The organism is Mycobacterium asiaticum (genome assembly GCF_001673315.1).
In the GTDB taxonomy this organism is placed as follows: domain Bacteria; phylum Actinomycetota; class Actinomycetes; order Mycobacteriales; family Mycobacteriaceae; genus Mycobacterium; species Mycobacterium asiaticum_B.
This window is the reverse complement of the sequence record NZ_LZLQ01000059.1, coordinates 23,094-47,273: the sequence shown is the minus strand read 5'-3', so window position 1 is coordinate 47,273 and position 24,180 is coordinate 23,094. Positions and strand designations below refer to the sequence as shown.

Sequence of the window (24,180 nt, the reverse complement as noted above, 5' to 3'; positions counted from 1 at the left end):
GGCATCAGCCACCATTGGTGTCGCATGCCACCAGTTTGGTCGTGAGCCCGACGTTTTGTCAAGATGTTTGATGTGCGGTCGAGAAACACGCGCTGGGGTGGTCGGACCGGTGCTGAGCGTCGAGCAGAGCGACGGCAGCAATTGATCGAGGCTGCGACCGAGATTTGGAGTGAGAGCGGTTGGGCCGCAGTGACTATGCGCGGCGTGTGCGCCCGGACAGGGCTCAACGATCGATACTTCTACGAGGACTTCAAGACGCGCGAGGATCTTCTCGTCGCAGCGTGGGATGGCGTTCGCAATGACATGCTCGGCGAGGTTTCCGCGCTCTTCGACGAGCGTGTGGATCGGCCGCCGATCGAAACCATCACCGCGGCGATCGCCATCGTGGTCGACCGGATCGCACGCGATCCTGGCCGGGCGCACATCCTCCTCGCTCAGCATGTAGGTAGCTCACCGCTGCAAGATCGCCGCGCTGTGGCGCTGCAGGAGGCAACGCAGTTGGTCGTCGAGGCAAGCCGGCCACATCTCAGAGAAGACGCCGACGAGACGGCCCTTCGTATGGACACTTTGGTTGCGGTGGGGGGGTTCGTCGAAGTCATCACGGCCTGGCACTCCGGTTTGCTCGCGGTGACCGAAAAGGAAGTGGTCGCGCACACGAGCCGACTGGCTGAAACCTTGGCTCAACGCTACGTCGTCAGCGGCTGAGGCTTAACCTTTCCGTGAGTTTCGAGGCCGACTGCACTTGTCTGTATGACTGTCGCCTTGACCCGCCACCGGGCATCCAATCCGTGACGACAGGCGCGCTGTCGATTGTTTGGAGGAACGACGCAGAAACAGTGTCTTTCTGCGTCGCCCTCCTCACGCACTTTTGCTACCCCGGCTGAGCGATGACCTTCTGTGAGCCGTCTTGGTCGAACAGTTCCTTGCTCCATCGCTCCAGGACCGCGGTGCTGTCCCAATCATCAGGGTGGAAGCCGGGGCGGTTGTACGAACGGAATCGCTGCAGCGCATCGGCGGTGAACATCGGGGTGCGACTGAAGCGACGTAGGCTACGCACCAACGTGACCGGGTTATACGAGGCCTTGTCAGAGGCCATCGACAGCGCAGTCTGCAGAATGAGTTCGCCGAACAGAATTGCAGAGGCGATCCGCATGCCCCGTACGCGGGTGCGCTCGGTGCCTCCAATCAGCCGATAGGCGTCGAAGGCGACGGCTTTGTGCTCCGACTCCTCGAACGCATGCCACAGCAGAATCGGTCGAACCTCTGTCTGTCCGATGAGCTTCTGCGCGTCATCGCTGGTGAGAATGATTTCAGCGAGCGTCGCGGTGTAGTGCTCCAATGCAGAGGTCATCGACAGCCGCATTTCTGGCGAAAAGCGCCGCTCCAATCGCTTGATCAGGCGTGCGACGTGGCGGTCGATCCGCGCGGTCGGATAACCCATGGCCTGGAGCCGTTCGTTGAGGAGCCGATGCTGGTGTCGGTGTGTGGCCTCTTGCCCGATGAAACCCTTGACCGCTGTCAGCAATTGGGGATCGTCGATGGAACTCTGGAAATACTTGACCGAGCGGATGAAGAAGTCTTCCCCTTCCGGGAAGGTCGCAGAAAGCACCGAGATGAAATGGCTCATCACCAGGTCGCCATCCACGAAGTGTCGCCGCTTCGTGGAGGTGGGCATGGGGAAACGAACGCGCCGGGGTTTTGGCAATACACGGCTCTTGGTCGAGGCTCGATCTTCCGGCATCTTGACGGGGTCCTTCCTCCGTTGCGTGATCTGACTTTAGGCCTTGTCACATGAGACTGCCAGAATGTAGGGCATGAGTCCAGCACGTGTTTATGGCGGGCTGTCCGCAACTCAACGCGATGCGCAGCGCCGCGCACTGCTGATTGACGCCGCGGTCGCGCTCATGGGCAAGCAGGGAGCCGCCGCGTGCACCGTGACCGCTGTGTGTACGGAGTCAGGAGTGACGAGCCGGTACTTCTACCAGCAGTTTCGCGACAGAGACGCGCTCCTGCGTGCGATGTTCACCAAGATCTCCACCACCTTCCAAGCCGTGATCACCAAGGCGATACCGGATGACACCGTTGCTCCTCAAGAACTCGCTTACGCTCCGATAAAGGCCCTGGTTCAGATGATCGAGAACGATCCCAGCATGGCCCGCATATTGTTTGTCGAATCGGGCGCTGAACCCCTGCTTCGGCAGCTGCGAAGCGAACTGATGTCCGAATTTGCGGAGCTCGTCCTCAGAGAGGCCCGCCTGCATCTCGATATACCCAGCGAGGTGATTCAGGTCGCAGATCTCGCCGCTACCTACGGTGTCGGGGGCCTGTTCGAGATTCTCCGTCGCTGGATAGACGGACAACTAAACCTATCGACCGAAGTGCTTATCGAGCATTGTGCGGGTTTTCTCGGCAGTCTTGGCCTGTATACCCTCGGCCAGAAACCTGACCCGGCCGCTTCGCACATCCAGGTCGATATCAACTCCCCGGCGGGCCACAACAGATGAGACCGGCGGTATTTTCGCCGACACGCTGCGGCGTCACGCTACCGAAGGCTGGTACACCACGATGTGGTCGAGTACGCGTTTGCTTAGCAAACCCCCTGTCGGCCCCGGTTCAATCCTGAGCAGCCTGCGCCGGTTGAAAAATGAGCAGATTTACGGGTTGAGTCATCCTTCCCAGGGTGGTCGCGCAGTGCAGCGTATTGACGACGCCTTCTGTATGGAGCTAGTGAAGTGATCCAGCGTGACGACGACGAATAACCCGGACGCGGACGCGACCAGCTGGCCGGTGGCTTCCTCGCGCAATTCTGTCCGCACTTCGAGTTTCCGGCCGGTTCTGGACACGAGCTCCGCGCTGACCTCGTAGGGAACCCCCAGCAATACCGGCGCGAAGAACTCGGTGTCGAGCTTACGGGTGACGGCCATCTCACCGACGACGTAGAGCAGCATGCCCACCGTGTCGTCAAGAACCGTCATGACTGCGCCGCCATGTGCGATCCCGGGTGCGCCGCGATGTCGGCCGTCGAAGATATGCCTGGCGCCCACCCCGTCGCCACGCCGACGCGCTCGCAGGCGATGACCGTGCGGATTGTCTGTGCCGCAACCAAGGCACCACGGATGGTGCGCATCGAGGTAGTCGCCGTCGGCGGCGATAACACGATTCTGAAAGTTATGCCACCACGCGATGGCCGAATCTTCTTCCGCTTGCTCGTCGATGACGAAATCCTCCTAAATAGGACCACGCAGTGCATGGACCACCATGCGACTGAAGAACTGCGCCGACGTCGGCTGGGCTGATCGCCCGAAGACAGTATGTAAAGGACTCGTTAGCCCGCCGAGATCATCGCTGCGGTACACCTTCCAGTTCCGTCACTATCAGCCATTTGGTCCTGCCCCGCAATACGCCCTCGACGCTGTCGCCGCATAGCTCGCCCGATAATGCTCGGGGTCGTCGTCGGTGCTATAGGGGTCATACCAAATCCTGTCCCCCACAGCGGTGACGGTCAACCTCGCCTTCTGCACAAGGGTCACGAACGTCACCGACCGCGTTCTGGGCGAAGCGCTGAACATCGTCATGCTGCCAATCGAGAAACCAGTAGTCTTCAGGAAACTCGATTGATTTGAAGTGCCACTCACAGATAGCCTTTCAGATGAGCTTCGATGCCGGTATCGACAGTGCCAACGGATCGACTGGCCGTTTCGAGGGCTTCGACGAGGCGCGTTTCGGCGTCCGGGATCGTCGCGGCGACTTTGGCCGCAGCTAGACTACGACTCCGTAGCGATGTGCCGGCATCCGTGGCTGCGGCCGCAAGCGTAGACCACGCTTTGGAAGCATGTCGGGCCGCGGCAGCCGCTTCGGCAGTGGCGGCGTCATCTAGGAGATCGGCGATGTTCTGGCAACCGTCTGCCTGCAGCGTACGAAAGAGCCCGCCGCCGGTACCGGCTTTCTCGATGAACGCCCCGAGCCCGAACAATGCCGCGGTCAGGGCATCGTCATCGAACAGCGTTGGCCAATGCCCTACGTCATCGGCGAAGTCCTGCACACCCTTCAAACCGGAAGATTCGACTTCAGCTGCCTCGATGCGCAGTAGCGGCGCACCTACGGCACCGCCGCGCATGAACGCTGCGCTCGCGGCGAGTGCAGCGGCCGCGATCGGCCCAAGGTCTGGCACTCGCTCTGGCCAGTCGACGTGATATGTGGTGTGCCGGGTAGGTGTGGGAAACCCGACCGAGGACCGCGCCCGGCGTAGGTCGTCGTAGGCCACCGTCTGGGTTGTCTCGCGGTCATTATCGACCACATAGGCGACCCGTTGTTCGTCATCGTATCCGGTGATGACAATGTCGTGACGGCTCATGTGCAATCGGACGCGCAGGTAAGGAAGTTCGCCGATGTCAGCCCAGACCATGACGGGTCGACCTTTGTCGATTTCGTCGGTCACAAATGCCCATCCCACGTCCGGGTCATCGGTCGATCGCACGACGAACTTTGCGCCAACCCGGGAGAGGTAATCCTGTTCCAGGTCGCTTCCTCGTCCTACCAGGTACACCTGGGGGAACAACTGCGTAGAGCGGACGTACGAGAAGTCCAAGACTCCGCCGAGGGTGAAGACCAATCCTTCACTGAGTGCTTCTGTCCCCCATCCGAGTTGGGCCCATTCAGTAAGGTCACGAAGCGCACCGGAACCACAGTGCCCTCCCCTCCTATGGGGATAGGGAACTTGAATCCTCGTCATCGCCGCTTCCTTCCTTGTCAGTAGCACTGTTGAGACTCGTCAAAAGCTACGTTTCATCACGGCTTCCCGGCTGACAGTAGGTGCCAACACCAACACGCGTGACCGCAGCCAACCTCAGCCGCGCATCTCGACAGCCTATGGCGATGGGGCACATTGACTTTCGATCGCTAGTCCTGCATCAACACGTCAACGGTAAGAGCCACAGACGCGCAGCACTCAACCGTTGTACTCAGCTCGCTTGCTCCCGTGGTCGCGCTCCCGCGCTTCGGCTGCTTTATCAGAATCGGATGAGTCCTCGGATGTTGCGGCCCGATCGCATATCCGCGTAGCCTTCGTTGATCTGATCGAGGGTGTACTCACGGGTGATCAGCTCATCCAGCTTGAGGTGTCCGGCGTTGTAGAGCTCGACGAGCCGCGGGATGTCGTGGGCGGCGTTCGAAGAACCGTACAGAGCGCCGCGGATCTGCTTTTCATACAGCGTCAATTCCAGCAGTGAACCCGACATCGAGGTGTCTTCGGGGTGCCCGATCGCGGTAACGACCACACGGCCGCGTTTACCGACCAAGGACAGCGCCTCGCCGATGTAGGACCCTTCGGCGACATCGGTGGTCAAGACGCAGACATCGGCGAGTTTGCCGCGGGTGATGTCACTGATCAGTGACCAGGCCTCGTCGATCGTGGCAACGGCATGCGTCGCACCGAAACCGCCGGCTTGTTCACGCTTGAACGCCACCGGATCGACAGCCACGATGTTCAACGCGCCCGCGATGCGGGCACCCTGAATCGCATTCATGCCGATGCCACCGGCTCCGATCACCGCCACGGTATCCCCGGCACGCACCTCACCGGTGCGCACCGCCGACCCGTACCCGGTCGTCACACCACACCCGATCAACGCCGCCTTGTCCAGCGGTGTCCCCTGGTCGATTTTGACCAGAGACGCCTTGGGGACCACGGTGTATTCCGAGAACGTGCCCAGCAGGCACATCTGGCCGACGTCCTCACCCCTGGCATGGAAACGGTAAGTGCCGTCGATCTGGGGTCCCATCATGAGCGCGGCACCCAAGTCGCACATGTTCCCCATCCCCCGCGCGCAATAGGAACAGTGCCCGCACGACGGCAGGAACGTCAGGATCACCGAATCGCCCTCGGCGACGTTCTCGACACCCGCACCCACTTCGACCACGGTGCCGGCACCCTCGTGGCCACCGACGACGGGCAGCGGAATGGGCAGGTCGCCGGTCACGAGGTGTTCGTCGGAATGGCACAACCCGGTCGCGGTCAGCTGGACGAGCACTTCATCGGGGCCGGGAGGATCCAACTCGATGTCCTCGACTTCCCACTTTTCTCCTAGGCCCCACAGCACTGCAGCACGTGTCTTCATGTGTGTCTCCTTAACGTCAGTGTTTCGGTCGCAGTGGATTGATGATTCACGCCAGCGTCTCGATGATGAGGTCACCGTCGGCGAACTGGCGGCGCAGCTTCTTCTTGTCGAACTTGCCAGTGGAAGTCAGCGGAATGTCGGTGACGAACGCCCACCGTTCCGGTAGCCACCACTTGGCCACCCGCGCACGCAGAAATTCGGTCAGCTCCGCCGCGGTGGCGGTGCGGTCGGCAGCCAGGACGACCACCGCCAGCGGCCGTTCCTGCCACTTGTCGTCGGGCACTCCAATCACCGTGGCGGTGCGCACCGCAGGGTGAGCGGCCAACTCGTTCTCCAATTCCACCGAGGAGATCCATTCGCCCCCGGACTTGATGACATCCTTGGAGCGGTCGGTCAGCGCGATGAGCGCGTCCGCGCTGATCGTCCCGACGTCCCCGGTACGCAACCACCCGTCCGGCGACGCCGCCGGACTGTCATTCTCGTAATACGACTGAGTGATCCACGGGCCGCGGACTTGAATCTCCCCCACCGATTTTCCGTCCCACGGTTGTTCTGCACCGCTGTCATCGACGATGCGGGCCTGCACACCGGCCACCACCCGGCCTTGGGTTGCGCGCAGGTGAAGCGACCTCTCCGGGGTATCAGAACTCCGCGGCAGAGCGACCGAGGCCAGCGGGGAAGTCTCAGTCATCCCCCAAGCCTGCACAATGCGGATGCCCAGCTCGTCATAGGCGGTCATCAACGACCGCGGAACCGCCGAACCACCGCAGGCCACCATCTTCAGCGAACTCACGTCATGGCCAGGATTGTCGCGCAAGTAATGCAGAACATCGGTCCAGATTGTCGGCACCGCCCCCGCCATCGTCGGCCGCACCGCCTCGATCATCTCCACCAAAGGCCCCGCCTGCAGGAAACGGTCAGGCAGCAGAAGCTGCGCGCCGGCCATCATCGCCGCATACGGCAACCCCCACGCGTTGGCGTGGAACATCGGAACGATCGCCAACACCGTGTCGTCATGACCGATGCCCAAGGCATTCGAGGTGCACGCCGCCTGAGAGTGCAACCACGTCGAACGATGGCTGTAGACAACACCTTTCGGGTGCCCGGTGGTACCGCTCGTATAGCACATCGCTGCAGCCGACCGCTCATCGACATCGGGCCACTCGAACGTACTCGACTGGGCGGCCACCACATCGTCGTACCGTAGGACGTCCTTTCCGCACCCCTCGACCGCGGCAAGATCGCCGGTTCCGGTCACTAGCACCGTGCGCACCGAGGTCATCGACGGCAACGCCGCCGCCAAAAGGGCAAGCACCGTACTGTCGACGATGATCACCCGATCCTCGGCATGATTGGCGATCCACGTCAGCTGTTCCGGCGGCAGCCGCAGGTTCAACGTATGCAGCACCGCGCCCATCGACGGCACCGCCGCGTAACAGTCCAGATGCTCCTGGTTGCTCCATTGCAGCGTCGCGACACGCTCATCTCCACGGATGCCGATCTGGCGCAAAGCATTTGCCAACCGTGCCGCACGCTCACCCACCTCGCGATAGGACACCCCAGAGATCTGCCGGGGTCCGCGCGCAGTCAGCACCTCGCGATCGCCATGGACTGCCGAAGCATGGGCCACGATCGCGGGCACAGTCAACGCAACGTCCTGCATCGTGCTCCTCATCGCACACCCGCCCTACAGCCCGCGGTGAGGCGAGGGTCACGCATCGATGAGGTCCTGCCGATTCTGGCTCTCCAGCATCAACCGGTACTCGGGGAACAGGTTCTTGGCCTGCGGGATCAACTTGATCAACTTCGGCACCGGACCTTTCGCACGTACCGTTCCCTTGGCCATCGCCATCGTCAAGTTCACCTTCCCCAACCAGAACTTGTTCCCCGTGTCTGCCGACATGAACAACTCCACGTTGGGCACCGCGGTACTGGCCGCTCCGGTCTCCACCACCTTGTTCGGCATGTCCACCGTCACAACCGCATCCGGATCTGTGTAATGCACCCGCAACACCACACCCGAATTCGCGAGCTTGTCCGCCAGACCCTCCTTCTCCAAACCCCGCCGAAAGATCCCGCCCAGGAAGGCATAGACCTCGTCCTCGTCCCTAAATACCGCCACCGTCAACCTCAACTAACCTCATTGTCAGAACAGAACAGAACAGAACAGGCACCGACTTCTGACGCTGCTCCTCCGGAAAGAATCGTCATGCTCGTTGGGAAACCCCACTAGGTCCTGATGCGCTGCGCCAAGGCGACCGCCGGGCAGCCGCTAGCGTTCCTTTGCCAGCGGGGCTGGATGGCAATTGTCACTGAAGTACCTCTCCAAGACACGCGTCGCATCCGCCGTCGTCGTTCCCACCGCCTACGCACCGCCGGCACCTCAGTCCGAGCCGGCGAGCACCAGTTCGGCCCGTTCGACGGCGACTTGCTGCGTGATGACCCGCTTGCTGAACATGAAGTCGCGGGGACGGTTGATGCAGTCGGCGGCAAGAAGCTCGCCGGCACGGAGGTAGAAGCAGGTGAAGTCGCGCTCCCGGGTCGGGTCGCCGCTGAGGACGACCTCGTCGTACCCGGTGTTGAGACCGGCGATCTGGAGCTTGAGGTCGTATTGATCTGACCAGAACCATGGAAGGGCCGCTATCTTCTTGGACTTCCCACAGACGGTCGCGGCGGCGACCTTGGCCTGCTCGGCCGCGCTCGGCACGGACTCCAGGCGGATGCGACGGCCGTAACGGGCCATGTCGTGGCTGGCGCAGTCCCCGGCGGCCACGATGTCGGGGTCGCTAGTCCGGGCCTGATCGTCGATCACGACGCCGTTGTCGACGACCAGGCCCGCGGTGGCGGCGAGCTCGGTGTTCGGCTCCACGCCGATGCCGACAATGACGAGGTCGGCGGGAATTGATTCGCCACCGGCCAGGATTACTTCGCGGACCCTGCCGTCGCCGGACAGAGCCTCGACCAGCGTGCCCGTCCGGATGTTGACGCCCTCCTCCCGGTGGATCCGGTCGAAGAACTCCGATACCTCCGGGGCGGTGACCCGTTCAAGGACGCGCCCGGTCGCCTCGAGCAGGGTGACCTCCAGACCCAGTGCACGCAACGAGGCGGCTGTCTCCAGTCCGATGTAGCCGCCGCCGACGATCACCGCCCGACGCCCGGGGCCGGCGGCCTCTCGGATCATCTCGCCGTCCGCGGCGGTGCGTAGGTAGAAGACTCCGGCCAGGTCCGCTCCCGGGGTGGGGAGCCGACGAGGCCGGGCGCCAGTGCACAGCGCGAGCTTGTCGTAGGGCAGTGCGTCGCCGGTACTCAGCACGACATGACCAGCCGAGCGGTCGACCGCCGCCACCGTCGCCTCCAGGAGTCGGATCCGCTGCTTGGCGTAGAAATCCGAGTTGCGGATCGCGAGTTCGGCCAGTTCGCATTTGTCGGCCAGGTACGACTTGGACAGCGGGGGCCGCTGGTAGGGCAACGCCGACTCATCGCCGACGAGGACGATTTCGCCGTCCCACCCTTCTCGGCGAAGACTGGCGGCGAGCTGGGTGCCCGCGTGGCTGGCCCCCGCGATGACCGCTCGCTGCACGGTCATGCGCCACCTTTCGGGGTGAGGCGGACCATCAGCTTACTGATCCCCCTCACGAAGTTGGACTGCACGTACTCGGGCTCACCGACGACCTCGATGTTCTCGAACCGCGGAAGCAGCTCCTCCCACAGGATCCGCAACTGCATCTCGGCCAGCCGGTTACCCATACAGCGGTGCACGCCGAAACCGAAGGAGATGTGGTTACGGGCGTTGGCCCGATCGATAATCAGGTCATCGGGCCGATCGAACACGCGCTCGTCGCGGTTGCCCGAGGCGTACCACATCAGGACCTTGTCGCCCTTGCGGATGAACTGCCCGTTGAGCACAGTGTCGGCCTTGGCGATCCGGCGCATATGCGCGAGCGGGGTTTGCCACCGGATGATCTCCGAGACCATGTTGGGGATCAGCTCGGGGTTCGCCTTCAGCTTCTCAAACTGGTCAGGGAACTCGTTCAGCGCCAGAACACCACCGCTCATGGAATTGCGGGTCGTATCGTTGCCACCCACGATCAGCAATACCAAGTTGCCCAAGAACTCCATCGGGCGATCGATCAGGTCCTTGGTGCTCTCGTCGCTCTGCAACATGGTGATCAGATCGAAGCCGGGCAGCTCTCCGGCAGCTGTCCGGGCTGCCTTGTCCCGCCAGTGAGCGCTGAGACCTCTAGCCATATCGACCATGCCGCGAAATATCTCGTCGTTGTCCGAGGGCCCACCGTTGGCTTGCTCCATGGAGGTGGCGAGATCGGACCATTGGACGAGCTTGCGCCGCTGCTCGAACGGGAAGTCCAGCAGCGTGGCCAGCATGCGCGCGGTTAGCTCGATCGAGACGTGCTGCACCCAGTTGAACGGTTCGCCAAGCGGCAGAGCGTCGAGCACGTCTACCACCCGCTCGCGGATGAGGCCCTCCATCTCACGCAGGTTCTTCGGTGCGACCACACCCTGGACAGCCTGCCGTTGCCGGTCGTGTTTTGGGGGGTCCATCGCGATGAACATCGCAATGTCGAGGAAGCGCGGCGGGCTCCCGATGACGATGAACGGCTCGGAGGAGAAGACCTCGTGGTTCTTGTCGACGGCCACGATGTCGGCATGCCGCGTCACCGACCAGAACGGGCCGAACGCGCTGTGGGCCTGATAGTGCACGGGAGCCTCGTTGCGTAGGCGCTCGTAATAGGACTTCCAGCGACCCTGACGATAGAGGAAAGGATTGCTAAGGTCGATGTCGGTCAGTTCAACCTCGTCAGCCGGCGGGATCGGTCGCTCGATGAAGATTTTTTCACCGTTGGTGCCGGTGACCCAGCGCCGCGTTCTGTCGTAGAGGTGGGCGCCCTGGATTATTCGGTCCATCGGAATTGTTGCCTGAGCCTTGGCAGTGACTGCCTCGCGAATATTGCTCACGTCTCACCTCTCTTTCGTCATCACAGTTGGAACTCGGGCAGATGGACGATCAAACCGTCCCACGCCTCAGAGACCTGCATCTGGCAGGACAGCCGGGAGGTCGGCTGACGCTCGGGGTTCATCGCGAGCATCTCCTCTTCATTGGCCCCGGAGAGGCCGACCCGATCGGACCATTGCGGATCGACGATCACATGGCAGGTGCCGCACGCGGCTTCGCCTCCGCAGTCGCCGTCGATGCCGGGCACCGCATTGTTGGTCGCGACCCGCATCAGTGACTGACCTTCCTCGAGAGGCGCCTCATACTTCTCGCCGCCGTGGGAGACAAATGTGACAACTGCCATAGCCAGGCTCCTTGCGTGTCCTCAGTTACTTGACACAAGTCTTGCGCCAGATGAGCGCTGCGGCTATGTTCGCCGGAGTCAGAAACTTGTGATTTCGGCTCAAAGGGGCCATGGTCAGTGAACCCCAATGACGCGGGTGTGCCCCCACTCGCATTCGTGCAAATGCTCGAGAGCCCGGCGTTTGACCCAGACGCCGTCGCGCGGCTTCGCAACATCATGGCTCGCGAAGGAACCGACGAGGCGACGCTGATTCAGCGTGATATCCAGGCCCCGTTACGGTGGTTTCGTGAGGCGTACCCCGGTCTAGACATCGATCAGGCAACGCTGCTCGGATTTGCGTTAGCCGAACAGGCACAGTTGACGTCCTTCGGCCCGCTGAGTGTTCCGCTGGTCAGCGCGGGCTCAGTGGCCGAGATCGTAGAGCTGCTGACTTATCTGCCGTTGATCACGACGGCTGTCAAAGCACAGTTTCATCCAGATGACCAAGGCCTCACCGTCGGGCTCTGGGGACACACCAGCGATCGTGCCCTGGACTGCCTCGCCGTCACGTACGCCGGGTTGGCGTTGTTGCGACTGCTGGACATGCTCGTCCGTGCGGCGCCGACCCTCACACTCCACTTGAGTTGGCCAGCGCCCGCCGCCTTGAAAGATCGCGAGGACGACCTTACCGCCGGGCGCCTGTTCTTCGACGCTCCGATGTCCTTCCTCCATGTTCCCGCGGACACGCTCAACGAGGTGTGCCGGTTCTCCGATCCCGTCGCATACCGACTCGCCATCGTCGATCTGCAGCGAACTCTCGACCAGCGGAGCGAAACCACGTCGTTCTCGGAGAAGGTGAGACGGCTGCTGCAGAAGGAGCCCGGACGCCGAAGTAAACATTGGTTCGCACATGAGCTGTCGATGTCCACCAGCACACTCAAGCGGCGCCTCTCCGAAGAGGAGACCACCTTTCGCGAGTTGCGCCAAGCATTCCTGCGCGAGCGCGCGATGCTGCAGCTACTCGACCGATCCCTATCGGTGAGTGAGATCGCCACGGATCTCGGATACAGCGACCTCGCCAACTTCTCACACGCCTTCAAGCGATGGACCGGCCGCTCTCCGAGCGAGTTTCGGCTCTCACCACATTGAGCTGTCCCGGCGGGTCCGGAGATCCCGACCTTTGCGGCGTCTTTCTGCAGCGTCGCCTCTCCCCGGGTGTTCGATGAAGGCCCGAGCCTGCGCGCCGGGCAGCAGATTCACCCGGTCACACAAGCCGGCCAGATGCTCGGCCAGCACCGAATCCAATTGGCGGGCATAACCGAAAGTGAACTCCCGCAACAGCGTTCCCATCGTTGACGGGGGATACACCCGGCGGAAAAAGGGTTTTTATGCCGCCAGCGCGGACCAGGTCGACATCATCGATGTAATCCGCGCCCGCGTACATGCTCGCGATCAGGGTGGCCAGTTTCGGAGCCGGATTGGCCGACCTCGACTTGACCCTGGGAGCTGCGATGTGAATCTTGTTGGCCAACAACTCCGATAGGCCTGCCTGCTCAGCCAGCGCCATCACCGGCACCAGGCCCGCGCACGACACCAGATGTCCTCATCGAACACATCGGACCGCGGGGTGAACGTGTGGGACACTCGCGCCGGAAGTGCCGTTCTCGAACTGGACCGATTGTTGCCTGAACAATATCAATCTTCCCAGCTCAGAACGCACTTTCCTTATCCCGACACCCCGACAAACAGTCCATTGTCAGTGGATCGAGGCTAAGACCGCTCAAGTCACAGCTATCTATAGCCAACGCCGAGGTAGCGGAGCGCCACCCGCGAGATCCGCGCACCCGTGGTGGCGATGTCCGCGGAGGGAAGGACGACGTGACTCACGGTGAGCCGCACCAGAACGTCTGCGACCTCCTCGACGTCTTCGGAGTCGAGATCGGCGAAGTGGTCGTGAAACCACGCGACCAAAGCCGCGGAGGAGAGCTGGAGCAGGGACGCCGATGTCGGCAGGAGAGGAAGAACGCCCGTCGTCGGCGCACCGGCGCGATCATCCCCTGAGTGGCTGGACGTCAGCACCGACTTCAGGAGCGGACTGGCTTCTGCTTCACGCAGGGTGAACCGCACCGCTGCGGTGATGCCGCCCTGAACGTCGCCGGTGTGTTCGGCGAGGATGGCGTGGATACCCTCCAGGAAGCGCTGACCCTCGGCCACCACGAGCGCGTCACCAAGTCCCTGCTTATCGCCGAACTCCTTGTATAGCGTCGGTCGGGAGACGCCGACAAGTTCGGCGACCTCACTCACTCGGACTTGTTCCCAGCCCTTCTCAATGGTGAGTTCCCGTGTCGCCCTCAAGACCTGCTCGCGGATATGTCGGCGAAACGACATCCGCGCCGAATCAGTTGGCATACGAGCAGAATAGGTGGCGAACTGGGATCTCCCGCGCAGCCCGACGACTGGCGTCAAACGGTACGGTCGAGAAAGTCGACGACCGCCGTCGAGAATGCGTCGTTGTTGTCGCCAGCAACCATGTGGCCCGCGCCCGACACGTCAACGGTTTGCGCGTGGGGAACCAAGGTGAGGAAATCCTTCACTGTCTCTTCGGAGACTATGTCCGACAGCAGGCCGCGGACCAGCAGCGCCGGCGCGGACACCTGTCGCGCGCCATCGACAAGGAATGCGCTCATCATCTCGAACTCCTCTGCGCCGTCGTCTGAATCACTCTGCAGGAACTGAAAATTCGACGTCGCAAACGCCGGATCCCATCGCCAGGCCCAGCGACCGTCTCCACGTCGGCGGAGGACTTTTTGAAGGCCGTCGACGTTTTCGGGGCGAGGGCGGTGCGGGTTGTAGGCGGCGATCACGTCAGCGGCCGACTCTAGGCTGTCGAAACCTTCGGGATGGGCCGACATGAACGATAGGACTCGGCGGGCGCCGTGCATCTGCATTCGCGGAGTGATGTCAACCAGGACGACGGCCTGCCATAGCTCCGATGGGGCGAGCAAGTGCGTGCCGAGGATGGTCAAACCGCCCAACGATGCCCCGATCGCGGCAACTGGGCGGGCGGAGCCGGCGTACGCGCGCACGGCCAACAGGTCGGACCCCAGCCGTTCGATGTCATAGCGTCCGTCTGGATCCCAGTCGCTGTCACCATGTCCCCTTGCGTCGTAGGCGGCAACGGTGTAGCCCCGCTGATGCAATCGTTGGGCGGTGACATCCCAGGCGTGCCGGCTCTGACCACCGCCGTGAAGGAGCAACACGACCGCCCGCGGTCCGTCACAGCGGTAGAAGTCGACCGCCAGCGAGAGCCCATCCACCGTGGGCACGCGCTCGACGACAGGAGCGGACGAATCATGTGCTCTGTTTGCAGACATCAAGAGATGGCCTTCGGTGCGACGACGGTGACGGTGCCCTGCGCCGCACACACCGCTCTGCCGTCGTTGCAGATGTCGATACGTGCCACACCGCTGGTTCTGCCCAGCGAGATGATCTCAGCCGTGGCTACACAGGTTCCGCTGGAGACTGGACGAAGCAAATTCAGTTTGAACTCCGTCGTCGCGACCCAGGATCCCATCGGAATCACGGGATAAAACACCACTCCAAGGCAATGGTCGACCATGGCCGACAAGCAGCCGCCATGCAAGTTGCCGAAAGGCGTCTTCAGGTCGTCGCGTGCGTCCATCTCCGCGACGAGCCGTCCAGCAGTGAATTCAGTGTGCCGGAAGCCGAGGTAACCGGCCAGCCCGCCCGTGGTTTCTGCTGCGCTCTGCAGTTGTTCAGCGACCTGCTGGTTGAACGCGGTGAACTGCACAGACATGTCCGGCCTCCTACCTCAGCTGTGGTTGAGACATTACGCCTTGTCTGTCACATCGGTCGACAATGGTCGCTCGCCAGGATTGCGGGAAGGAGAAACCTTGAAAGAAATGTCCGGAGCCCGTCACGACTGCGCTCCCGCGGTCCTCGAACAGTCAGCAGGCTCAGTATCGTGCGGAGAACCCACTCGGCGGCGTCGTCGACGGAGACGCCCGGTTCTACGTAACTCCAGTGTCTCCTGAAGATGGGACGGAGAAACTCGGTGACGAGTTCGAAGAGTGACGTCGAGGTCCCCGCCGCGAGGCCAACGCCGGCGAGTTCCTCGTCGCTGCCGAACAACAATCCGATGATCTCTTCGCGGCGCGCGGCCTCAACTGTGTATTCCACGAAATCGACGAGAGCGGAGCCCAGATCGGTGTGCTCCGCGATCCGGGGGTTGATGCGATCGAGATAGCGCTCGGCGGCGCGAATGATGACGCCCGACATCACCGCCTCCCGATTAGGGAAGTAGCGATACACCGTTGCCCTGGAGACACCCGCTGTTCTGCCGATGTCCTCCATGGTCGTGCCTACCACGCCGCAACTCTCTAGGCACCGCTCGGCAGCATCTAGCAATCGGTCGCGAGCGGAATCACGATCTGACGGCGCGGCGGCACCCCATCGCACCAACTTCGTCGACACAACAGCCAGTATGCCGCGGGCGCACACCATTGTGGCTTGACTGCAGATATGACACCATCGCATTCGTGTCTCACAACAGCCCGTGGCCCTGAGCGAGTGATCGATTGTCGGTAGAAGCGCGTACTCCGGTGGCGGTCGGCGTAGGCGAAGTCACCCATCGCGGGGACGACGTCGTCACCGGCCTCGGTTGGTATTCGACGAAACATTCGGTCGGTGTGTGGTCGGCCACCCCTCCACCAACCGGGTGGCGACTGATCGACACGGCAGACGAACAAACTCCGATCGATTCATCGCGGCTGGCCGTCGCAGGCGTCGACGAGGCGACCGGTCGCGCGACAGTGGACGGGTACACGGTCGAATACGACCGAGACGGGCGACCTCGATGGACACCGACCATCGCGCACCTGTCCGACGGGCGAAGAGTCGTCGCACGCAGCGACGATCCGCAGATTGCCGAGGCGATGGCGGGCGAGATGTACGTTGGCAGAACGGTTTGCCTCCGAAACACAGGGTCGTCCACGGGATTCGAGCTTCCATGATCGCCGAGGCCATGGTGTTGACCGGACCGCGGAATCTGGAGCGGCGCCAGATGACCATCCCCGACGTCGGTGACCGCGGTGCGATCCTGCGAGTTGAAGCATGTGGTCTATGCGGTACAGATCACGAACAATTCACCGGACACCTGCCTGCCGGCTTCTCATTCGTTCCAGGTCACGAAATCGTCGGCATCGTCGAACATGTCGGCAATGCGGCCAGCGAACGCTGGTGCGTCCGGGCCGGCCAGCGCGTGGCCGTCGAGGTGTTCCGGTCCTGCCGAGACTGCCCGGAGTGTCGCCGCGGCGAATACCGGCGATGTGCGGTGAACGGCATCGCCACCATGTTCGGGTTCGTCGACGTGGAGATCGGCGCCGGGTTATGGGGCGGATACGCCACCCATGTGGAGCTTCCGTGGGACGCGATGCTACTCCCGATTGCCGAAGACATGGACCCCGTTCTCGCCACGTTGTTCAACCCTCTCGGGGCCGGTATCCAATGGGGGAAAACTCTTCCCGACACCAAGGCGGGGGGTATCGTAGCGATACTGGGACCGGGCATCCGCGGGATCTGCGCGGCGGTGGCGGCGAAAGAGGCGGGAGCCGCTTTCGTCGCGATGACCGGCATCGGTCCACGCGACGATCAGCGACTGGCCATAGCCAGATCATTCGGTGTCGACCTGCCCATCGACGTATCGCAGGACGATGCAGTGACAGCGCTCCAGCGTGAGACAGGCGGACAGCTTGCCGACGTGGTCATCGATGTCACCGCCAAAGCACCCTCCGCGTTCGCCGACGCCGTCGCCCTTGCCAGGCCTGGCGGCAGGGTCGTGGTTGCTGGCACCCGCGGCGGAGGCGGCGCGCCCGGCTTTGAACCAGACACGCTGGTGTATAAGGAATTACACATCGCCGGTGCACTCGGCGTGGAGTATCCCGCCTACCGGGCAGCCCTCGAGATTCTGGCCACGCGCCGCTGGCCGTTCGACCGGATCACAAGAGAATCAACCGGATTCGCTGGTCTCGCGCCGCTGCTCAGTTCGCTTGCAGATGAAAATGCCAAATCGAGTGCGGCCCTGCACAACGTCTTCGTGCCCACGCCCTCACAGCATGCGGAGCTTCAACAGAGGAAGGTCACACGTGACGAGAACGGAACGCGTACCGATGCTCGACCTTGAGCAGGCCCGGCTGCGGGCTGCCGAGTGTGGGCTGCCCGCAGAGATGGCAGAACTGTCAGTATTTCGCGTGGCACTTCACCAGCCGAGCCTCGCAGTGGCCCTGTACGGAATGCTTGAGGCGCTGCTATTTAACGGTGTGCTCGACGCCCGGCTACGCGAATTGATCATCATGCGCATCGGCTGGGTAACGGGGTCGGTATATGAGTGGACACAGCATTGGCGAATCGCGACGCTGCTCGGTGTGGCTTCGGATGACCTTCTGGCGGTGCGTGACTGGCAGAGTTCCAATCGTCTGGGCCATGCCGAGCGTGCGGTCCTGGCGGCGACCGATGATGTGGTACGTGACGGGGTCATTGCCGAGGAAAACTGGGCCGCGTGCCACAAGGCATTCAATGGCGATCACGCGGTTTTGGTCGAACTTGTCGGAGCGATCGCCAATTGGCGGCTCTTTTCGATCCTGCTTCGATCCTTGAATATTCCGCTTGAGTCGGGTACCGACTCCTGGCCGCCCGATGGGCGAGCCCCTCGACGTGACGATTGAGTAAAAACGGTTGTTCAGCAATCGCACCCAAGTTGAAGCTCGGTTACCCCTTATGTTCCTAGTCAGTTGTGGGCTATTGAATTTCAAACGGGTAGTTGTGATTTCGGTCTCTTAGCCACGGTCTCGGGGTAATGCCACCAACTGGACATGTGGAGCCAACTGTTCTGGGACGCCTACACCAGCTTGAAGCACGCTCCGTCATACGAATACGATCCAAGGGATGTCGAGGTTCTTCGCGACTCAGGCCAACTGTTACTACTGGGAGAGTCGTTCAATCGGGTCGCTGGCAACAGAACGCCAATGAAGGCGATCGTCGGCAGTCACCGCACACAGCACCTCACGCAGAGAATTCAAGAGCCCGCTGCTGCAAGCTAGACCCGGCGTCCGACACCGAGGCGCTGCCGTCTTCATACAGCTGACCACGAACGCCAGCCGCGCCGAAGTCCCACCGGGGACGGCAAACACCTTCCGCCGCAACACCTTCGGATGCAGCTTGGACGGAAGGCCACCAGCCACCATAATATCGACCGTCTCGGCGTCGCCAGCACCGCGGACGAATCGGTGTACCGGCCCGTTGCCACCTCGCCTCCGGCTTGCGCGGGTCAATCTCTCAGGTCGTCGTTGCCACACTCAGAAGTGACATGTACAAATCACGGTTCAGCGAGTGTACAGTTCACGGTGTGGAGGTATCCGTGACCGAGTTGCGCGCGCACCTTAGCGATTGGCTCGATCGAGTTCGGGCTGGTGATGAGGTCGTCATCACCGACTGACCCGTCCCGGTGAGTCCGGAGACTGCGTTCGTTGAATCACCCTGCCTTTGGTGGGGTGCGTCTGTGATCGTAGTGGAGTTTCTCGACGGCCTCGGGGGTGAAGTCGTCGAGGTACTCGTGCGGGCGTTCGGTGTTGAACCACACCACCCATTGGGCGGTGGCCAGCTCGACCTGGTTGACGTCGCGCCAGGGGCCTTGCCGGCGGATGACTTCGTTCTTGAAAGACCCGATGGTGGTCTCGGCCAATGCGTTGTCCAGGGCGTCACCGACCGTGCCAACCGAGGGGTCTGCCCCTTCGTCGATAAGCCGTTGGGTGAACGCCACCGAGGTGTATTGACTTCCCGCGTCGCTGTGCGCTATCAGCCCGCGCAAGGTGGTGGTGCCTTCCTGGGCGCGGGTGAAGAAGGAGTGTTCAACGGCGTCGAGGACCAGGTCGGTGGTCATGGATCGGGCCGCGCGCCAGCCGACGATTCGGCGGCTGTAGGCGTCGATGACGAAGGCCACGTAGACGAATCCCAGCCATGTCCACACATAGGTAAAGTCAGCTACCCACAACCGATTTGGTGCGCACGCGTAGAAACGTCGGTCCACCAGATCTGGATATCTGACATGGTTTTCGTCGGCGATGGTGGTCTTGTGCTTGGCCCCGTAGCGCGCACCCTCCCACCCCTGCTCGCGCATAATCCGCTCCACCGTGCAGCGGGCGACATCGTGGCCCTGGCCGCGTAGCCAGATCCACAACTTGCGTGACCCCAACGTTTGGACGAACCGCCCGTTTTTCTTGTCTTCCCTTGCTGCCGTGATGATCTCGACCACCTCGGCATCACGCAGTTGGCGACGCGTCGGAGTCTTGGACATCCACTCGTAATAAGTTGACGGACTGATCGACACACCATGCTCGGACAGCACGGCGCACATGGGCTCGACACCCCAACGCAGCCCAGCCCCACCATCGGGGCCGGCCACCTGGTGGTCCTTGTGTTCGGCGATGAACCGGATCACCGTCTCCCGGGCCGGTCGAGCTCGGCCCCGAAGAAAATCGCCGCTGCTTTCAAGATCTCATTGGTTATCTGAGGCCCTGAGCAGACCGTCCACGATGTAAGCGACACACGGTTCAAAGTGCCGGGAAATGCTTTGTGGACTGGTTATCTTCGGTGTCTATGACGGGTCCTGGGTTGCGGGTGCAGCCGGTGGTGATGCCGTTCGGTGATCGTCAGTCGTGGACGCTGGTCGATCGGGATTTCGTGGTGGTCGAACCGGCCGAGGGGTTCTTATCGCATCTGCATGCAGTTGAGCGGTCACCGAACACGGTCAAGGCGTACGCGCATGATCTGCGGGACTGGTTCGAGTTCCTCGATCAGCGTGGCCTGGTGTGGTCGCAGGTGCGACTGGAGGACGTGGGCCGGTTCGTGGCGTGGCTGCGGCTGCCGGCGAGCGCACGGCTGGGTAACGTCGCGGCGCTGCCGACGGTGGAGAGCGTCTGCGCGGAGGCGACGGTGAACCGGAAGTTATCGGCGATCTCAGCGTTCTACGAGTTTCATCAACGCCACGGGGTGGACTTGGGCGATCTGCTGACAACCTGGCAGCGGCGCGGGACGCGTGGTGGATCGTGGCGGCCGCTGTTGGCGCACTTGGGATCTCGACCGGAACGCAGCAGGCGGATTCGGTTACGAGCCGAGCGGCGCATCCCCGACACTTTGGATGCTGAGCAGATCGCAACGATCGTGGCGGCCTGTGATCGGCTGCGGGACCAGTTCCTGTTTTCTGTGCTGGCTGCGTCGGGGTTACGGATTGGTGAGGCGTTGGGGTTGCGGCACAGCGATATCGACGCCGCGGCCCGGTTGATGTCGGTGGTGCCGCGACGGAACGCGAACGGGGCGCGGGCCAAGGGGGTGGGTGGTCGGCGGGTACCGGTGCCGGCCGGAGTGATCCGGCTCTATGCCGATTACCTGCACACCGAGTACGGCGATCTGGACAGCGACTACGTGTTCGTCAACCTGTGGTCGGGCCCGATCGGGCATCCGATGACCTATCCCAGTGTCTATGATCTGGTCTGCCGGATTCGGGAGCGGACCGCAATCACGTTCGGGCCGCATACTTTTCGTCACTCGTATGCCACGGAGTTGTTGCGTCGCGGGGTGGCCGTGGAGGTGCTGGCCCACCTGTTGGGTCACTCGTCGATCGCCACGACCGGCGACGCATATGCGCATTTGAAGGTCGAAGACGCTCGCCGCGCCTTGGTGGCCGCGGGTTGGCTGGCAGATCAGGATGGACCGCGGTGAGCATCGAGGCGCTGGCCGGCTCACCCGTGCCGACGCTGGCCGAGCGCCTGGATGCGCTGGTGCGTCCGGAATTCCGGGTGGAGGTGTTGGTGCCCGCGGTGGGTCATCCGATCCTCGGGTCGCCCGGGTGTGCGGTGCCCGGGTGTGTGCACTCGAGCCGATACGCCGGGCTGTGTCTGGCCCATTTGCGCCGTTGGAAACAGGCCGGTCGCCCACAGCGTCAGGGGTGGGTCGCGACCGCAGATCCCGCGGTGATGGGTCATCGACCGCTGCAACCCTGCCTGGTGGGCGAGTGCGGGTTTGGTCAGCACCGATATCGGTTGTGCTACCGGCATTCCCACGCCTGGGACAAGTGCGGGCGGCCACCGCTGGATCAGTGGCAGTCGGTGCTTGCCGAAGTGTCAACCCCGGAGTGCGCACTGCCGGGGTGCGTGTTGTGGGCGGAGCTGGACGGGGGCTGGTGCCGGTCGCATCACACTCGGTGGCGGCAGCGGGGCCGTCCGCCGACCGCCGCGTTCATCGCGTACTGCGCCAGCTACGGCGAGGACCGTTTTGACTTGCGGGCGCTGCCGGCGGGGCTGCGGCTGGAGATCGGCTACGCACTGCAGTGCCGGGTCGATGCCAACCGGACCCGCACCATGCCCCGCTCGGTCAAGCCGCTGCTGGATCATCTGGTCGCTAGCGGCGCACAGTCGCTGTTGGAGCGTCCGCTGACCGAATGGCTGGCCGGGCTACCGGCTGCTGCGGCGGTGAACACGCCGCGGGCGTTCTTGGGCTATGCCATCGAGTGCCTGCTCGACCTGCGTGAGGGAGCAGGCTGGGACAGCGAATACCAACGTGACGTGTGGCTGCTGCGTCGCCTCGGAGTCGCCGGCCATTACGGTGCCCGCCTGGATTTCACTGCGGTGCAACCACTATGGCTGCGGGATCTGGCCAAGCGGTGGTGCCGCTGGCGGATGTCGTGCGGGATCGGGCTGGGCCAGCTGCGCAAGGACCGTATTGCGCTCGTCCGCTTCTCGCAGTTCACGCCCGGGTTGGCGAACTCAGCCGGGCCGGGGACGCTGGACCGGGCGGCGCTGGAGGTCTACTTGGCCCGGTTGGCCGTCGAGATGGCGCACCCCAAGACCCGCAGCACCGACATCGGCGCTGTGACCGGCTTCCTGCACGCCGTGCGTCAGCAGCGGTGGGCGTCGCTCCCCGCAGAGGCGCAGCTCTATCCCAGCGACCAACCCCGCCGCGACGAGACACCAGCACCGCGGGCGATTCCCGAATTCGTCATGGGCCAGCTGGAAAGCCCGGCCAACCTCAATCGGATCAGCGACCCGCGGATCCGGCTGCTCGTAGAGATCCTCATCCGCACCGGACTGCGCATCGGGGATGCCACCCGGTTGGCGTTGGACTGTTTGATCCGCGACCCGCAGAGCGCGGTCTATCTGCGCTACCGCAACCACAAGATGCGCCGCGAGGCGGTGGTGCCCATTGACGACGAACTAGCCACCATGATCGAGGCGCAACAGGCGCGCACCCGGACCCGGTTCCCCACCACTGGCGTGCTGTTGCCGCGCGGCAGCGCCAACCCCGACGGGCACCTGCCAATCCCGACCGCGACATTCCACCTCCAACTCGGCCAGTGGCTGCAAACCTGCGGTGTCACAGACGAACTCGGCCAGCCAGTCCATGTCACCGCGCACCAGTTCCGCCACACCGCGGCGACCCGGTGGATAAACCATGACGTGCCACAAGAAGTGGTCCGTCGGCTGCTCGACCACACCAGCCACACCATGACCGCGGTGTATGCCCGCCTGGCCGACAGCACCGTCCGCCAACAGTGGGAACGCGCCCAGAAGATCAACATCCGCGGTGAGCCCGTCGACACCACGATCGACGGACCGCTCGCCGATGGTGAGTGGATGAAGCAGAACCTTGCCCGCGCGACAATGACGCTACCCAACGGCTACTGCGGGCTGCCGCTGCAGAAATCGTGCCCGCACTCCAACGCGTGTCTGACCTGCCCACTGTTCGTCACGACCGCCGAATTCCTGCCCCAGCACCGCAAGCAGCTCGAGGACACCCGCGCATTGATCGCCCGCGCCGAATCCGACGGCCACACCCGCCTGGCCGAGATGAACCGCACCGTCGAAACCAACCTGCTCACCATCATCACAACCCTCAACGCCGAGCAACACGACTGCCCATGCGCCACAGCGGACAGCCAAACATGCTGCGGGAAGGACTCATCCGATGCGCCCTGACAACAGCCACCACCTCATCGCCGCTGCCCAACGCCGCCACGCCGACACCCTCCAACGCGCCCACAAAGCCCTACAGGAACTCGGCGAAACCGGCCAACAGCGCACCGTCACCCAGATCGCTGCCCACGCCGGCGTCTCCCGCTCATGGCTGTATGCCCAACCCGAACTACGCGACCAACTCCGCAAACTGACCGCTGCACCCCAGCCGGCCGATCCAGCGGCCGCCCAAGTCGAACGCAGCTCCAAGGCATCGCTGCGCCACCGCCTCACCCTCGCCCACGAACGCATCCGCGAACTCGAAAACGACAACCGTCACCTACGTGACCAGATCGCACTCCTGCACGGACAACTCCGCACCAACCGCATCACCGCGACCCCCGTCACGGACACCGTCCACGACGCAAACACGCAGGTCACGCTGCCAAACAGCCCATCCGGCCCAAGATAACATTGGCCCGACGCAACTCGGCGATCTCCCTACGCAGCGCCTTATTCTCCTCGGCCATCTGTGTCGTCACACCCGGACGCTGCCCGGCATCGACTTCCGAGCGTTGGATCCAGGTCCGCAACGTCTCCGGGGTGCCGATCCCCAACATCCCGGCAACCGCGGTGATCGCCGCCCACTGCGACGGGTACTGCGGGCGCACCTCAGCGACCATGCGCACCGCCCGCTCACGAAGCTCCTCAGGGTACTTGCTGACACGTCCCATAACTCAGATCCTC

General features: G+C 63.0%; 22 protein-coding genes and 5 pseudogenes. 11 read left to right on the top strand and 16 right to left on the bottom strand.

What is annotated here, in order from left to right:
- Positions 1 to 141: 141 nt before the first annotated feature.
- Positions 142 to 705 carry a TetR/AcrR family transcriptional regulator gene (locus tag A5636_RS09240; RefSeq protein WP_041324713.1) on the top strand — a complete coding sequence of 188 codons (564 nt, stop codon included), beginning with the start codon at positions 142 to 144 and terminating at the stop codon, positions 703 to 705.
- 166 nt (positions 706 to 871) lie between these two features.
- Here A5636_RS09240 and A5636_RS09235 read toward each other — a convergent pair whose 3' ends face one another.
- Positions 872 to 1,741 (bottom strand): metal-dependent hydrolase, encoded by an 870-nt coding sequence (locus A5636_RS09235; RefSeq protein WP_012394820.1) that lies wholly within the window; start codon positions 1,739 to 1,741, stop codon positions 872 to 874.
- Between the two features lie 73 nt (positions 1,742 to 1,814).
- On the opposite strand from A5636_RS09235, the gene A5636_RS09230 reads away from it, so the two are divergent.
- Positions 1,815 to 2,504 carry a TetR/AcrR family transcriptional regulator gene (locus A5636_RS09230; protein WP_012394821.1) on the top strand — a complete coding sequence of 230 codons (690 nt, stop codon included), beginning with the start codon at positions 1,815 to 1,817 and terminating at the stop codon, positions 2,502 to 2,504.
- 162 nt (positions 2,505 to 2,666) lie between these two features.
- Here A5636_RS09230 and A5636_RS09225 read toward each other — a convergent pair whose 3' ends face one another.
- Positions 2,667 to 3,044: a PaaI family thioesterase gene (locus A5636_RS09225; RefSeq protein WP_016889187.1), complete on the bottom strand. Its 378-nt coding sequence runs from the start codon at positions 3,042 to 3,044 to the stop codon at positions 2,667 to 2,669.
- On the opposite strand from A5636_RS09225, the gene A5636_RS27715 reads away from it, so the two are divergent.
- Positions 3,012 to 3,296, top strand: a complete 285-nt coding sequence (locus tag A5636_RS27715; RefSeq protein WP_012394823.1) for a hypothetical protein — start codon at positions 3,012 to 3,014, stop codon at positions 3,294 to 3,296. The genes A5636_RS09225 and A5636_RS27715 overlap by 33 nt on opposite strands.
- A gap of 335 nt (positions 3,297 to 3,631) precedes the next feature.
- Here the strand turns inward: A5636_RS27715 and A5636_RS09210 are convergent, their stop codons facing one another.
- From A5636_RS09210 to A5636_RS09180, 7 genes are all read right to left on the bottom strand, one after another.
- Positions 3,632 to 4,732: a BtrH N-terminal domain-containing protein gene (locus A5636_RS09210; RefSeq protein ID WP_042789224.1), complete on the bottom strand. Its 1,101-nt coding sequence runs from the start codon at positions 4,730 to 4,732 to the stop codon at positions 3,632 to 3,634.
- 277 nt (positions 4,733 to 5,009) lie between these two features.
- Entirely contained in the window at positions 5,010 to 6,116 is a 1,107-nt protein-coding gene (locus tag A5636_RS09205) for an NDMA-dependent alcohol dehydrogenase (protein WP_012394825.1), read from the bottom strand.
- A 46-nt stretch (positions 6,117 to 6,162) separates the two neighbouring features.
- Complete coding sequence (locus tag A5636_RS09200) at positions 6,163 to 7,779, bottom strand: fatty acid--CoA ligase (RefSeq protein WP_016889190.1); 1,617 nt, start codon at positions 7,777 to 7,779, stop codon at positions 6,163 to 6,165.
- A 48-nt stretch (positions 7,780 to 7,827) separates the two neighbouring features.
- Entirely contained in the window at positions 7,828 to 8,238 is a 411-nt protein-coding gene (locus A5636_RS09195) for an SCP2 sterol-binding domain-containing protein (protein WP_016889191.1), read from the bottom strand.
- 261 nt (positions 8,239 to 8,499) lie between these two features.
- On the bottom strand, positions 8,500 to 9,702 hold the full coding sequence (locus A5636_RS09190; protein ID WP_065158354.1) for an NAD(P)/FAD-dependent oxidoreductase: 1,203 nt from the start codon (positions 9,700 to 9,702) through the stop codon (positions 8,500 to 8,502).
- Entirely contained in the window at positions 9,699 to 11,039 is a 1,341-nt protein-coding gene (locus A5636_RS09185; RefSeq protein WP_046188902.1) for a cytochrome P450, read from the bottom strand. The genes A5636_RS09190 and A5636_RS09185 overlap by 4 nt, the downstream gene beginning before the upstream one ends.
- Positions 11,040 to 11,110: 71 nt before the next feature.
- Complete coding sequence (locus A5636_RS09180) at positions 11,111 to 11,431, bottom strand: 2Fe-2S iron-sulfur cluster-binding protein (RefSeq protein ID WP_012394830.1); 321 nt, start codon at positions 11,429 to 11,431, stop codon at positions 11,111 to 11,113.
- A gap of 162 nt (positions 11,432 to 11,593) precedes the next feature.
- Between A5636_RS09180 and A5636_RS09175 the strand changes: the two genes are divergently transcribed.
- Positions 11,594 to 12,559 carry a helix-turn-helix transcriptional regulator gene (locus A5636_RS09175; protein ID WP_046188922.1) on the top strand — a complete coding sequence of 322 codons (966 nt, stop codon included), beginning with the start codon at positions 11,594 to 11,596 and terminating at the stop codon, positions 12,557 to 12,559.
- A gap of 69 nt (positions 12,560 to 12,628) precedes the next feature.
- Here the strand turns inward: A5636_RS09175 and A5636_RS09170 are convergent.
- The 5 genes and pseudogenes from A5636_RS09170 to A5636_RS09150 all read right to left on the bottom strand — a co-directional run.
- A pseudogene (locus A5636_RS09170) lies at positions 12,629 to 13,054 on the bottom strand (IS1380 family transposase); the annotation flags it as partial.
- Positions 13,055 to 13,201: 147 nt separating this feature from the next.
- Positions 13,202 to 13,780: a TetR/AcrR family transcriptional regulator gene (locus A5636_RS09165; protein WP_172827193.1), complete on the bottom strand. Its 579-nt coding sequence runs from the start codon at positions 13,778 to 13,780 to the stop codon at positions 13,202 to 13,204.
- A gap of 92 nt (positions 13,781 to 13,872) precedes the next feature.
- Positions 13,873 to 14,784: an alpha/beta fold hydrolase gene (locus tag A5636_RS09160; protein ID WP_012394833.1), complete on the bottom strand. Its 912-nt coding sequence runs from the start codon at positions 14,782 to 14,784 to the stop codon at positions 13,873 to 13,875.
- Complete coding sequence (locus A5636_RS09155; RefSeq protein ID WP_041325313.1) at positions 14,784 to 15,221, bottom strand: PaaI family thioesterase; 438 nt, start codon at positions 15,219 to 15,221, stop codon at positions 14,784 to 14,786. Before A5636_RS09155 ends, A5636_RS09160 begins: the two co-directional genes overlap by 1 nt.
- Before the next feature lie 53 nt (positions 15,222 to 15,274).
- Positions 15,275 to 15,799 (bottom strand): TetR/AcrR family transcriptional regulator, encoded by a 525-nt coding sequence (locus A5636_RS09150; protein WP_008256180.1) that lies wholly within the window; start codon positions 15,797 to 15,799, stop codon positions 15,275 to 15,277.
- Between the two features lie 275 nt (positions 15,800 to 16,074).
- Between A5636_RS09150 and A5636_RS09145 the strand changes: the two are divergent.
- The 4 genes and pseudogenes from A5636_RS09145 to A5636_RS27175 form a co-directional block, all read left to right on the top strand.
- Positions 16,075 to 16,443 (top strand): annotated as a pseudogene (locus A5636_RS09145) (hypothetical protein); the annotation flags it as partial.
- Positions 16,440 to 17,612: a zinc-dependent alcohol dehydrogenase gene (locus A5636_RS09140; RefSeq protein ID WP_012394837.1), complete on the top strand. Its 1,173-nt coding sequence runs from the start codon at positions 16,440 to 16,442 to the stop codon at positions 17,610 to 17,612. The pseudogene A5636_RS09145 and the gene A5636_RS09140, both read left to right, overlap by 4 nt.
- Positions 17,575 to 18,153 (top strand): carboxymuconolactone decarboxylase family protein, encoded by a 579-nt coding sequence (locus A5636_RS09135; protein WP_012394838.1) that lies wholly within the window; start codon positions 17,575 to 17,577, stop codon positions 18,151 to 18,153. The genes A5636_RS09140 and A5636_RS09135 overlap by 38 nt, the downstream gene beginning before the upstream one ends.
- 486 nt (positions 18,154 to 18,639) lie before the next feature.
- Positions 18,640 to 18,920: pseudogene (locus A5636_RS27175) on the top strand (type II toxin-antitoxin system prevent-host-death family antitoxin); the annotation flags it as partial.
- Between the two features lie 39 nt (positions 18,921 to 18,959).
- On the opposite strand, the pseudogene A5636_RS09125 reads toward A5636_RS27175, so the two are convergent.
- Positions 18,960 to 19,987: pseudogene (locus tag A5636_RS09125) on the bottom strand (IS3 family transposase); the annotation flags it as partial.
- A gap of 96 nt (positions 19,988 to 20,083) precedes the next feature.
- Between A5636_RS09125 and A5636_RS09120 the strand changes: the two are divergent.
- Genes A5636_RS09120 through A5636_RS09110 form a run of 3 tightly spaced genes read left to right on the top strand, consistent with a single transcriptional unit; the run spans position 20,084 to position 23,905 of the window.
- On the top strand, positions 20,084 to 21,205 hold the full coding sequence (locus A5636_RS09120; protein WP_081287694.1) for a tyrosine-type recombinase/integrase: 1,122 nt from the start codon (positions 20,084 to 20,086) through the stop codon (positions 21,203 to 21,205).
- A complete protein-coding gene (locus A5636_RS09115) occupies positions 21,202 to 23,457 on the top strand; it encodes a tyrosine-type recombinase/integrase (RefSeq protein ID WP_065158352.1) in 2,256 nt (751 codons plus the stop codon). Before A5636_RS09120 ends, A5636_RS09115 begins: the two co-directional genes overlap by 4 nt.
- Complete coding sequence (locus A5636_RS09110) at positions 23,447 to 23,905, top strand: DUF6262 family protein (RefSeq protein WP_065158351.1); 459 nt, start codon at positions 23,447 to 23,449, stop codon at positions 23,903 to 23,905. The genes A5636_RS09115 and A5636_RS09110 overlap by 11 nt, the downstream gene beginning before the upstream one ends.
- Here A5636_RS09110 and A5636_RS09105 read toward each other — a convergent pair.
- Positions 23,898 to 24,167: pseudogene (locus A5636_RS09105) on the bottom strand (transposase); the annotation flags it as partial. The gene A5636_RS09110 and the pseudogene A5636_RS09105 sit on opposite strands and share 8 nt — an antisense overlap.
- Positions 24,168 to 24,180: the final 13 nt, after the last annotated feature.

What these genes read in the sequence shown, in the direction of transcription:
- A5636_RS09235 (WP_012394820.1), bottom strand. Translation starts at nt 1,741, where the DNA reads ATGCCGGAAGATCGAGCCTCGACCAAGAGCCGTGTATTGCCAAAACCC.
- A5636_RS09230 (WP_012394821.1), top strand. Translation starts at nt 1,815, where the DNA reads ATGAGTCCAGCACGTGTTTATGGCGGGCTGTCCGCAACTCAACGCGAT.
- A5636_RS27715 (WP_012394823.1), top strand. Translation starts at nt 3,012, where the DNA reads ATGTCGGCCGTCGAAGATATGCCTGGCGCCCACCCCGTCGCCACGCCG.
- A5636_RS09210 (WP_042789224.1), bottom strand. Translation starts at nt 4,732, where the DNA reads ATGACGAGGATTCAAGTTCCCTATCCCCATAGGAGGGGAGGGCACTGT.
- A5636_RS09205 (WP_012394825.1), bottom strand. Translation starts at nt 6,116, where the DNA reads ATGAAGACACGTGCTGCAGTGCTGTGGGGCCTAGGAGAAAAGTGGGAA.
- A5636_RS09200 (WP_016889190.1), bottom strand. Translation starts at nt 7,779, where the DNA reads ATGCAGGACGTTGCGTTGACTGTGCCCGCGATCGTGGCCCATGCTTCG.
- A5636_RS09190 (WP_065158354.1), bottom strand. Translation starts at nt 9,702, where the DNA reads ATGACCGTGCAGCGAGCGGTCATCGCGGGGGCCAGCCACGCGGGCACC.
- A5636_RS09185 (WP_046188902.1), bottom strand. Translation starts at nt 11,039, where the DNA reads ATGGACCGAATAATCCAGGGCGCCCACCTCTACGACAGAACGCGGCGC.
- A5636_RS09180 (WP_012394830.1), bottom strand. Translation starts at nt 11,431, where the DNA reads ATGGCAGTTGTCACATTTGTCTCCCACGGCGGCGAGAAGTATGAGGCG.
- A5636_RS09175 (WP_046188922.1), top strand. Translation starts at nt 11,594, where the DNA reads ATGCTCGAGAGCCCGGCGTTTGACCCAGACGCCGTCGCGCGGCTTCGC.
- A5636_RS09160 (WP_012394833.1), bottom strand. Translation starts at nt 14,784, where the DNA reads ATGTCTGCAAACAGAGCACATGATTCGTCCGCTCCTGTCGTCGAGCGC.
- A5636_RS09140 (WP_012394837.1), top strand. Translation starts at nt 16,440, where the DNA reads ATGATCGCCGAGGCCATGGTGTTGACCGGACCGCGGAATCTGGAGCGG.
- A5636_RS09120 (WP_081287694.1), top strand. Translation starts at nt 20,084, where the DNA reads ATGACGGGTCCTGGGTTGCGGGTGCAGCCGGTGGTGATGCCGTTCGGT.
- A5636_RS09110 (WP_065158351.1), top strand. Translation starts at nt 23,447, where the DNA reads ATGCGCCCTGACAACAGCCACCACCTCATCGCCGCTGCCCAACGCCGC.